Source organism: Nocardia sp. NPDC049707, from assembly GCF_040674855.1.
In the GTDB taxonomy this organism is placed as follows: domain Bacteria; phylum Actinomycetota; class Actinomycetes; order Mycobacteriales; family Mycobacteriaceae; genus Nocardia.
On record NZ_JBFANN010000094.1, the window covers coordinates 1 to 9,665 of the forward strand.

Here is a 9,665-nt window from a genome sequence, read left to right on the forward strand (position 1 = left end):
TCGATTACCTGAGAGGTAAACGACCCCGGCACCCGGCGGGGCAGGTTGTCCTACCGGCGAGCCCTGGAACTGTTCGAGCGCCACACCGCCGACTTTCCGCGGGGACCCTTCACGTTGCTTCAGCTTCGTCATTCGAAGCTCGGCTGGATCACGCCGTCTGCCAGCAGCTTTCACAGCTGCAAGCGATGCGACTCGATCAGCTCTGGCTGCGTTCGGGCCAGCAGCCCTATCAAGCGACCAGTGGGGCTGGTGGTGTTCATCGCGCTGGTGATCCTGATATAGGTCGGACTCGGCCAGGCGATGCGTGCGAGACTCGAAAGAGTGTTCGATTCATTTTTCTCGGTGGGCGATGCCATCACGTGGTGGACGGACAGCCACGAACAGGGTGTCGACCCCGATGCTCCGGAGGCGGTGCGCCGCACCGGCGTCATCATCTGGGTGCATCGGAATCCGAGCGACGACAGCCAGATCGTGGCCAATAGCGTCGAGTGCCAGGGCGCCCTCGGTAGCTACCTGGTGATCGTCCAGCGGGACTGGCGCCATCGGCCCATGTGGGCGGATCAGGGCGGCTGATGAGGCGATTCCTACTGGAATCCCACACTCGGACGCCGGGGGTGGGTGTGCTGACCGTCCAGCTCAGGGCTGACGACCTCGACGAGATCGTCGAGAACGCGCGCCTACGGGCGCTGAGCGCCGACACCCACACCGAGATATGGATCGTCGACCGCTCCGTCGAGCCGCTCGCGGTCGACGGATCCGGAGCTTCACTCGTCGATGCGATCAACCGGTGGACCTGAACCGGCCGCCACTATGCCCCGAATGCGGGGAGATGCTGCCCGCGGCGAAGCTGGCCGGGGAGCCCGGATGGTATTGCCGCGGCTGCGATTACCGCGCCCTGGCGGCGTAGACCTGTCGGTGCCGCATGCGAGGCTGTCGCCATATCTGCCCGCGGCCCGGGAGGAGAGCGATATGGCCGAGACCGACGAGCAGCCCACGGTGCGACTGGTCGTGCACTGCCGCCGCTGCCACGGCTGGCTCATGTCACCGGAATCGGTCGCGCGACGTGTTCGGCGTCTGTGCCGCACTGGCGGCCGTGCCGCGCCGTAGAAATCGCCGGTGTCGAACAAGGTGACACCGGAGTCGAGGGCTTCCAGCAGGGTGGCCGCGGCCTCATGTGGGTCGGCGGGACCGCCGCTGCCGGTCATACTCATGCAGCCGAGGCCGAGCCGGGAGACCGTGGGACCAACGGGCCCGGGAGTGGTGGTGTACATCGTTGCTCCGTCACACTGCCAGGGCCGCGTGGAGGAATTCGAGGATCTCCGCCTGGGCGAGCTCGGCCTGCGGTTCCACGCCCGGCAGGGTGAGGAACGCGTGCCGCGCTCCCGGGTATTGCGAGAGGCCTTCGGCCAGCACCCCCAACTCGCCGCGATCTGGGGACGCTACGGCTCCGACGGCACCGGTTCCCGGCTGGTCATGGAGGAGGTGCTACAGGCCTTGCGGACAGCGGGCCTGCCCGATGAGGAGATTCCAGTTGGCAGTCGCCTCGGCCGGTGATCACGACGGTGTCTCCATCCTTGTATCCCAGCGGTGGCACGACGATGGCCTCATCGCATACGTACGTGGGGATGTGGGCGGGTCCGGCGTGGCTGTCGTCGGCTGGCGCGGTCGCGGTGGTGGTTGGTGCGCCGAACATGGCCGCGGTCGTCGTCGTGGATATCGGGGCTGCTATCGGTGAGGTGCTGGGATGCGTCGAGCAGCCGGTGAGCGCGACCGCGAGTAGGCCGAGGGCGAGGTAGGCGGGTTCGGTCACGAAGTGGTCCCCTGTCGTTGAGTGCGAATGCCGGGCGATGCTAATCGAGGCCGTTACGAAATCCCATGTCTGTCAGAAGGATTGCCGGTTCGGTGACCGATTCCGATTACCCAACTCTGCCGCCGCGCCGATCACGGTTCATTTCGGTACCTGCAGCCGTCATCTGACCGAGAACATCCTGTACTGCCGCTGGGCGAGCGGTCTGCCCGCCGAGATGGACTGCGACGCAGAGCATCCGGAAACTAGCCGATTTCCGGTGCTGTGTTCGCGTACGCGAGAGGTGTCCGCCTCATTCGGTGTCTCAGTAGCGATCATCATCGATCCAGCCGCACCGCCCCTTCGGCAGCGAAGTATCGATGTGCTCTCGCTTCGGCCGCCGCGGGGCGTGGCCGGAATCACCAAAGCCCGCAACCGAACCCGGGTCCGTCTGAGATCATCACACCATGTCCCGCAGGAATGAGCCGGACGCTCAGCGCGCCGTCGAGCCAGCCTTGGAGCCAGGCGAACAACTGCTGACAATGCTCTCGGCGACGGTGTCGAACTGGGGCGACGGGGGTGGCTACTACATCGTCTGGCCTGTCGTTACGTTGTTGCGAGTACTGAACCGGCGCCGGAGGGCACGAGCGGCGGGTCGATCGCAGGGACTACGACTTCGCCCGGCGTTCATTATCGCGGTGACGTCCCAGCGGGTGTTGTTCTTCGCGGCCCGAAGGGGCTGGCGGCCGGGCGCACTGTGTGGCGAGCTGTCCCGCGATCGCATTACCGGCGTCATGGTTGGGAAAGCAGTGCTGGCAGGATACCCGCCCCGGGAGTTGTGTTATGTCGTGGTGTGTATGTCCAGCGGGCCTGATCTGTCACTGCGGGTCGCGGCTGAATCGGCGTGGTGGCTCCGAGACGAATTCGGCGCCGCTGAACGGAGTCGGTGACGCAGTTTCACCGAGCTCTCGGACATCAAAACACGCTGCCGCACAGTCGAACTCTTCGACCACGAAATCATCCTGTCTATGCTGCAATCCGAGCGAATTCGGGTGGTGTTCTGGGCATCGTGGAGCATGAGTACTTCATCGGATATCGACGTCACCTTCGCCGGGGACGATCTCGTAGTGCGGCTGGCCAGCGCGGCCTAGCTGGCCCGGTTCATCGGCAGCTCCCCTACCCATTGCGGATCTGATCTGCGCCTGTACTTCGCCTGGTGCACCGAACGTCATCTCCTGCCGCTGTTAGCGGTGCGCGCCGAGATCGAACGGTACGTGCGGTGGATGCAGGAGACCCGCCGATTCACCATGCTCGATGTCGGAGTCGACCTACGAGACGTCCAGATCGCTGCCCGCCACACTGACCCTCGCACCACATGCGCTATGACCGTGCTCGGACCAATCTCGACCGCCACCCGAATTACATCCTCGCCGCCTACATGGCCTCGGGCACATAACAACTCAACACGCGCACATGCCGATTCCAGTGCCTCACGGCCGTGGGCGTCACACCGACGCAGCGCTGGCTCGTGACCATGTAATCAGCCTGCGGGCAGGCCGACCCACTCCCGCTCGAGCAGCCACGCAGCTGTGAAAAGGCCTGCGCGACAGCCGATAACGATGAGCCTGAGAGAGTGTCGCCGAGCAGCTCGGTTAGCCGCTGGGAGAAGGTCTGCTCCGCCGCCTCGAGCAGACACGCACCGTCGTTCGTCAGCGCCAGCAGCGACGACCGGCGGTCCGCCGGTACGGAGCCACCGCAAAATCCGTTGGCGAACGACTGCGACCACTGCTACCTTTCCGAAGGCCGTGCCAGAGAACGAGGAGGTGGTATCCGTGAACGCAGTATCGACATGGGTGCTCCCCTCCGGGGTCACGGTCGGGCGATAGGTCGTCCGGGAGCGCCGTTCAACCGCACTCCCGAAAGGCACGACCGTGCAATTCATTACCGAACAGCGCCTCGACGACTACATCCTCGAACGCGCATTCACCCTCGGCGAGATCCCCGGCATCCTGTGGACGCCCGGATCCGCATCCACACCGGTGCCGCTGATCCTGGTCAGCCCCCCTCCCCTCGGGCTGCGCCAGGCGTACCCGCGACTGCTGGCCCGGGCCCGGCACGCCGTGGCGGAGGGCTACGCGGTGGCCACCATCGAGCTCCCCTGGAGCGGTGACCGGCCCCGTTCGGTCGCCGCCGATCAGGCCCTCACCGACCTGCACCGGGCGCTGGCCGCTGACGGGCCGGTCGACGACGAGATCGTCGACCGGCTCATCCTCCCGCTGGTCGACAAGGCAGTCCCGGAATGGCGAGCTACCCTGGACGCCCTCCTCGCGCTGCCCGAGATCGGCGGCCCGGTCGGCTACTCGGGCGGGGTGATCTCCATCGGCACCCGGCTGGCGGTGGTCGAGCCCCGCATCGCGGCCGCCGTTCTGTTCGCCGGTAGTTTCGTGCCCCGCGCCATACTCGAGGAGGCCCGGCAGGTCACCATTCCGCTGCACGTCCTGCTGCAATGGGACGACGAAGGAAACGACCGGCAAATGGCCCTGGACCTGTTCGACGCCTTCGGCTCCAAGGAGAAGACGCTGAACGCCAATATGGGCGGGCACACCGGCGTCCCGCAGCACGCCGGGGAGGAGGCGAACCGGTTCTTCACCCGGCACCTGAAGTGAGGCCGGGCCGTCAGGCCAACTGCAGACAATAGAGCCGTCGGCCAGGAGCCGCTATCGAGGACAGGCCCGGCCCTGCTCGATAGCGGTGGCCGCCGTGTCATACCGCATACCGCGCTGACAGAACCCGGCCAACGCTCGGCGCCGGCGGCTGAAACCTGGTGCGGTGCAGAACATCCGCTACTGCCGAGTTCAGGGTGTTCGCAGGAGCGTGGACACGATCTCGGCTGCGCCGATGAATTCTGGGTGGATCCGTCGTCGATACCTCTGAATACACCGACAGCGGTGGGTCAGAGCAGAAGCAATCGGTCCGGACAGTGATCCGGTGGGGTGAGCGGGAGGCGCAGTGAGCGGTACCAGGGTGTTAGTGGCGGGGGCGAGTATCGCGGGGCCCGCGCTGGCCCACTGGTTGCGTCGGCGGGGGGCCGAGGTGACCGTGGTGGAGCGGGCTCCCGCGTTGCGTCCGGGTGGGCAGGCGGTGGACGCGCGCGGAGTGACCAAGGAGGTCATCCGGCGGATGGGGCTGGACCCGGTGGTGCGCGCGGCCTGCACCCAGACCATCGGCGCGCACACCGTGGACGCGGACGGCAACGTGCTGGAGACCTTCCGCGTGGACGACGACGGGGGCGACGGATTCATCGCGGAGATCGAGATCCTGCGCGGTGAATTGTCGCAGGTGCTCTACGACGACACCCGCGACGGTGTCGAATACATTTTCGGCGACCGGATCGCCGAGCTCACCCAGGACGCCGACGGGGTCGACGTGGTCTTCGCGGGCGGTGACCGGCGGCGTTTCGAGCTGGTGATCGGAGCGGACGGGCTGCATTCGGCGCTGCGCGCAATGGTTTTCGGGCCGCATGAGCAGTTCGTCCGCCACCTCGGGCACGTGCTGGCCTTCTACAGCGTGCCCAACGAGTTCGGGCTGGACAAGTGGCTGATCGAGTACCAGGAGTCCGGGCGCTCGGCTGGCCTGCGGCCCATCCAGGACGCCACCCGGGCAATGGCCATGTTCTCCTTTCCCGCGGCCGACGTCGACGTCGACTACCGTGACGTCGCGGCCCAGAAGCGCCTGCTGCGTGAGCGGATGGCCGGCCTGGGCTGGCTGACCCCGGGCATCCTCGCGCATCTGGACGACACCCCGGACTTCTATCTCGACCAGGTCGCCCAGGTCGTGATGGACCGCTGGTCGAGTGGACGGGTGGGGCTGCTCGGCGACGCGGCGTTCAGCTCGTCCCCGATGTCGGGCCAGGGCACCGGGCTGGCCGTGGTCGGCGCGTACCTGCTGGCCGGTGAGCTGGCCGCCGCCGGGTGGGACCCGCAGGCCGGGTTCGCCGGCTACGAGGGTCGGATGCGCTCGTTCGTCGAGGCCAACCAGGAGATCGCCCAATTGAACGCCCGCAGCCGCGACGTCCCCGGGCCGGATGCCGAGCCGGGCCCCGATTTCACCGGAGAGTGGTTCGCCGAGCTGGTCGAGCGCGCGATCAACGGCATCGAACTGCCCGACTACGCGGGGGTGCCGGACTCCGGAGCCCCGGCCGGCACGCCGATCACCTCGTCGGCCAAACTGTAGGTATCACATAACGTGTCGAGCGGGACGACGCCTCGGTCGGCCACCGTCGGACTGCGTCAGCTCATGCCGCTGAGCGGGTGCTCTGTCGCGGCGCACCGTGGCTTGTAAGCGGTGCCAATGAGACAACTCGAACCGCTGCGTGGGGGTCAGGGGTTCGAGTCCCTTTAGCTCCACAATTCCTCGTTGCGCGAACTCCCGACCAAGCGGCCCCGCTGGCTTCGTCGATCCGGCGGAGCTTGCCTCCCGATCTCCGTGTGTGCCCTGTGAACGCTGTCCGCCGAATCCGCTCGTAGCCGAATATGGGTCGCCGAAGAAGCAATTCGAGGTGTGCTGTCCTGACTCGATCCTGTCCCGGCTCGAACGGCATCTCGGCGTGCACCATGGCACGATTTGGAGTTCGGCCTTCCGCGGCTGATCGCGACGCTGCCTCCGGATACGTCCTTGGTGTGCTGCTTCACCTGCCGCTTCTCCGACTGCGAGCCAGACTCGGGGTCGGTGATGGGGATGTGGTGCTGTCGAGACGCCAAGGAGCAGTATCTGGCCGTGAAGTCCAAGCCTGAGCTTTGGGGCGTTCCCATGACCGAGCGAGTGCCCGAGACTTACTTGTGCTCGGAGTATCAAAGGCGCATTCCCCGCACCGGATACCGCAGATGAATACGCTACCGGGGCGACCAGCCGTCGGATACCTCGCGTGACCCGTCTTTGAAAATGGCAGCGTCGCAGCGGAATCGGTCGTCCAGCTCGGCAACGTCAAGCCACCCAAACCGGATCGGCCTGCGTCCACCTCGGGCGGGCGGTCCATGGCGTGCTCATGCCGGGCCCGGTAACTACTGGCGGGTGGGCTCGGTCGAACGGTTCGACTGTCCACTCATGAAGGCTCCGGTGTGTTGCGCTGTCCCCGGTGGCGTATGTGGCGGGTTGGCCGTGCCCCTGCGGGAACCGCAGTCCAACACTACAAGTCAGATCTACCGGCACAAGACTCGACTGAGTTCCGTTGCAGAACTGACCCCGACCTTGATCAACTTCTACGCGCCGGGGAAGCGCCTGGTCGGCTCGACCATGTTCTGGACGAGCTTGCCCCCTTGGCCGCCGTCGCGAGCGCGGCCCGGAGCCGACCTGCCCGATCAGCCGATCGGTGGCGCGAGATATTCCAGCGCATAACCGTCGCTGGTGGGGGTTACGCGGGCGATGCCGGGCGAGTCGAGGTGGGCGCCGGCTACGAAGTGGTGCGGTTGGGTCAGTTGTTCGAGGAGGGCCGCTCGCGCGGCGCGGGCCTGGGACTGGTTGCCGTCGAGCTCCCAGGACACATTCGGCTGATCGAATTGAAGCGTGGGAACGTGAACGGTGTCGCCCCAGACGAGAAGGTGGCCGGTGCCGCTCCTGACGTCGTAGACGGTGTGACCGGGGGTGTGGCCCGGTGTCGGGATCGCGGTAGTCCAGTCATTGATCGCGACCTTCTCTGTCACGGGTACGACCCGGTCGCGGATCGGCTCGAGCCGCTGCGCCGTGAACACCGAGGTGTCGCCTGCGCCGATCCACACGCGCTCGAGTTCGGGGAACGCTTCCGAACCGTCGGGCGCGATCAGGCCGCTCACGTGGTCTTCGTGGTTGTGAGTGATGGCGACATCGGTGACATGGGCGCGGTCGATTCCCGCTTCGTCGAGCGCGTCGTAGATCAATCCCATGGTGGGGTCGTGCCATGCGTTGGACGCGCCGGTGTCGATGAGAACCGACCGCGTGCCGTCGGTTACGAAGAAGGCGTTGACCGACAGCCGCAAGTTGTCGCCGGCCAGCGGCACGGCGGCCGGCAGCTCATCGAGCGTGCACCCGTGCTCGTCGCGGAGACGTGTCGGTGGCATGTCGATGTACCCGTCTCGCAACGAGATCACCTGCAGATCGCCGAATTCGAACGTGGCATGGTGCTGGCCACTCGAGATCAAACGCATGGAACCTCCATCGTGTTGAGCGCGTATCGCTGGTCTCCTATAGAAGACACTATCTTCTTTAGGAGAATAGATACAGTGTGGGCGGTGAGATACCCATCGATAGAGGAGCGCGGTGGTCGAGCAAGACGGAAACGCGACCGAACCACAGCACGGTGATGACCTGGCCGGCGCGTTCGGCGGTAACGTGCGGCGTCGCCGCGAGCAGGCGGGCCTGACGCTGGAGCAGCTCTCCATACAATCGTCAGTCAGCCGGGCGATGCTGTCCAAGGTCGAACGCGGTGAGAAGAGCCCGACGATCGGCGTCGCGTCCAGGATCGCCCACGCGCTCGACGCGTCGCTCTCGGACCTGATCGGCGGGGCAGTTGCGGCCGCGTCCGGCGTGGCCGTTGTCATGCGCAAGAGTGATCGCCCCATTTTTCGTGACCCGGAAACCGGCTTCGAGCGGCACATGGTGTCAGCGGCCCCGGGCGTGGGAGGAGGCGAGATGGTCGTCCACTACCTCCCCGCACAGGTCTCTACCGGGCTGCTGCCCGCGCATCCGCTGGGTACCGAGAAACAACTCGTGGTGCTCGAAGGCGCCCTCACCGTCTTGATCGGCGGGATCACCGAGACCCTGAACGCAGGTGACTCCCTGTTCTTCCAGGCCGACGCGGACCACGGCTTCGCCAACCGAACGAACGCTCCCTGCGAATACATCATGGTCATCTCACGCAGAGCCTGATCGGCCGCAGCCATCGCCCAAGGAGCACGACGAAGAACGCAAGATCATCGAAGTAGAAGCGACCCTTGCCACCCGCTTCGATCTCGCTGTCGCGCACTGGATATCGTCGCAACAACAGCGGTCGATCCTGCTCTACCGATCCCCGCCCGCCGCGCGAGTACCAACCGGCCGGACCCGAATCTGCGGTCCAATGGCCGTCAAGGTGTTCGCGTTGTGGAGCGTTAGGCCCCATTTGATCCCGGCGCACGACTCGTCGCTCCTCTTTCTCGCGCACGGAAGGATGCACCGCCGATCGACGCGGGTTCGGTGAGGGCAGGGATTCAGCTGGCGGGGTCGACGAGGCGTATGCGTATGACGTCGGTGACGTAGCGTCCGCCCTTGCGGTCGTCGGGTGCAGTGAGGCGCGGGCGAGACAGTCCTCGACCGTCTTCGGTGTAGGCGAGTAGCACCTTCGTTCCGGCGAACTCCGGCGCGATTTCGCCCCAGGCGAAGGTCACGTTGTAGCCGTCGGCACCGGTGACAACGACCGTCAGCCGCAGTAGGGCATTCTTGGCGCTGGGGTCCGGTTTGGGTGTTGCGCTGTTGAGAACATCGAATAGCAGCGGTCCTTCGAAGGTATGCGACTGTGGTCCAGCGCTGGAGTCGAATGACACCTGCTGGGTTTGGGTGGCGAATTGCCGCAGCCTGTCGAGGGGCAGGGTTTGTGGGCTCGCGACCGCCCCGTCGATCGTGAGTCCGTCAGCGGGTTGTCCGGTCGCGCTCGGGTTCACGGATCCGGTCGGATGCACTGCTGTCGGTGTTGTTGCAGAGTCGCTCCCACCTGGACTCGATGCGTCACAACCGGCTGCGACGGTAGCGAACAGCGCGACTACGACAATGCCGACCCCTATCTGTCACTCTCGTCCGAGACATGGTGATCAAGTGGTTCTCTGACGATGTGGGCGAGATCGGAAGTTGTCGAGCGTGACGTTGAGCGTTG

At 65.8% G+C, this 9,665-nt stretch carries 11 protein-coding genes and 1 pseudogene; 9 read left to right on the top strand and 3 right to left on the bottom strand.

Annotation, left to right across the window (positions count from 1 at the left end):
• Positions 1–321: 321 nt before the first annotated feature.
• The 3 genes from AB0J29_RS36550 to AB0J29_RS36560 all read left to right on the top strand — a co-directional run bounded on the left by AB0J29_RS36550 (position 322) and on the right by AB0J29_RS36560 (position 1,107).
• Complete coding sequence (locus AB0J29_RS36550) at positions 322–573, top strand: hypothetical protein (protein WP_364795786.1); 252 nt, start codon at positions 322–324, stop codon at positions 571–573.
• A complete protein-coding gene (locus AB0J29_RS36555; RefSeq protein WP_364795789.1) occupies positions 573–797 on the top strand; it encodes a hypothetical protein in 225 nt (74 codons plus the stop codon). The genes AB0J29_RS36550 and AB0J29_RS36555 overlap by 1 nt, the downstream gene beginning before the upstream one ends.
• A gap of 67 nt (positions 798–864) precedes the next feature.
• Complete coding sequence (locus tag AB0J29_RS36560) at positions 865–1,107, top strand: hypothetical protein (protein ID WP_364795813.1); 243 nt, start codon at positions 865–867, stop codon at positions 1,105–1,107.
• Positions 1,108–1,154: 47 nt separating this feature from the next.
• On the opposite strand, the pseudogene AB0J29_RS36565 reads toward AB0J29_RS36560, so the two are convergent.
• Positions 1,155–1,271: pseudogene (locus tag AB0J29_RS36565) on the bottom strand (aldo/keto reductase); the annotation flags it as partial.
• Between AB0J29_RS36565 and AB0J29_RS36570 the strand changes: the two are divergent.
• The 5 genes from AB0J29_RS36570 (at position 1,264) to AB0J29_RS36590 (ending at position 6,019) form a co-directional block, all read left to right on the top strand.
• Positions 1,264–1,554, top strand: a complete 291-nt coding sequence (locus AB0J29_RS36570; RefSeq protein WP_364795791.1) for a hypothetical protein — start codon at positions 1,264–1,266, stop codon at positions 1,552–1,554. The pseudogene AB0J29_RS36565 and the gene AB0J29_RS36570 sit on opposite strands and share 8 nt — an antisense overlap.
• Positions 1,555–2,253: 699 nt before the next feature.
• Entirely contained in the window at positions 2,254–2,736 is a 483-nt protein-coding gene (locus tag AB0J29_RS36575; protein WP_364795794.1) for a hypothetical protein, read from the top strand.
• Between the two features lie 78 nt (positions 2,737–2,814).
• Positions 2,815–2,937 (top strand): hypothetical protein, encoded by a 123-nt coding sequence (locus AB0J29_RS36580; RefSeq protein ID WP_364795796.1) that lies wholly within the window; start codon positions 2,815–2,817, stop codon positions 2,935–2,937.
• Positions 2,938–3,717: 780 nt separating this feature from the next.
• Entirely contained in the window at positions 3,718–4,452 is a 735-nt protein-coding gene (locus tag AB0J29_RS36585; RefSeq protein WP_364795799.1) for an alpha/beta hydrolase, read from the top strand.
• A gap of 364 nt (positions 4,453–4,816) precedes the next feature.
• Positions 4,817–6,019: an FAD-dependent monooxygenase gene (locus AB0J29_RS36590; RefSeq protein WP_364795802.1), complete on the top strand. Its 1,203-nt coding sequence runs from the start codon at positions 4,817–4,819 to the stop codon at positions 6,017–6,019.
• A 1,124-nt stretch (positions 6,020–7,143) separates the two neighbouring features.
• Here the strand turns inward: AB0J29_RS36590 and AB0J29_RS36595 are convergent.
• The gene (locus AB0J29_RS36595; protein WP_364795804.1) at positions 7,144–7,818 is read right to left on the bottom strand and encodes an MBL fold metallo-hydrolase; all 675 of its coding nucleotides are present in this window, start codon (positions 7,816–7,818) and stop codon (positions 7,144–7,146) included.
• Positions 7,819–8,077: 259 nt separating this feature from the next.
• Here AB0J29_RS36595 and AB0J29_RS36600 point away from each other — a divergent pair, with 259 nt between their 5' ends.
• Complete coding sequence (locus AB0J29_RS36600; protein ID WP_364795808.1) at positions 8,078–8,686, top strand: XRE family transcriptional regulator; 609 nt, start codon at positions 8,078–8,080, stop codon at positions 8,684–8,686.
• 320 nt (positions 8,687–9,006) lie between these two features.
• Here the strand turns inward: AB0J29_RS36600 and AB0J29_RS36605 are convergent, their stop codons facing one another.
• Positions 9,007–9,456: a hypothetical protein gene (locus tag AB0J29_RS36605; protein ID WP_364795811.1), complete on the bottom strand. Its 450-nt coding sequence runs from the start codon at positions 9,454–9,456 to the stop codon at positions 9,007–9,009.
• Positions 9,457–9,665 lie beyond the last annotated feature (209 nt).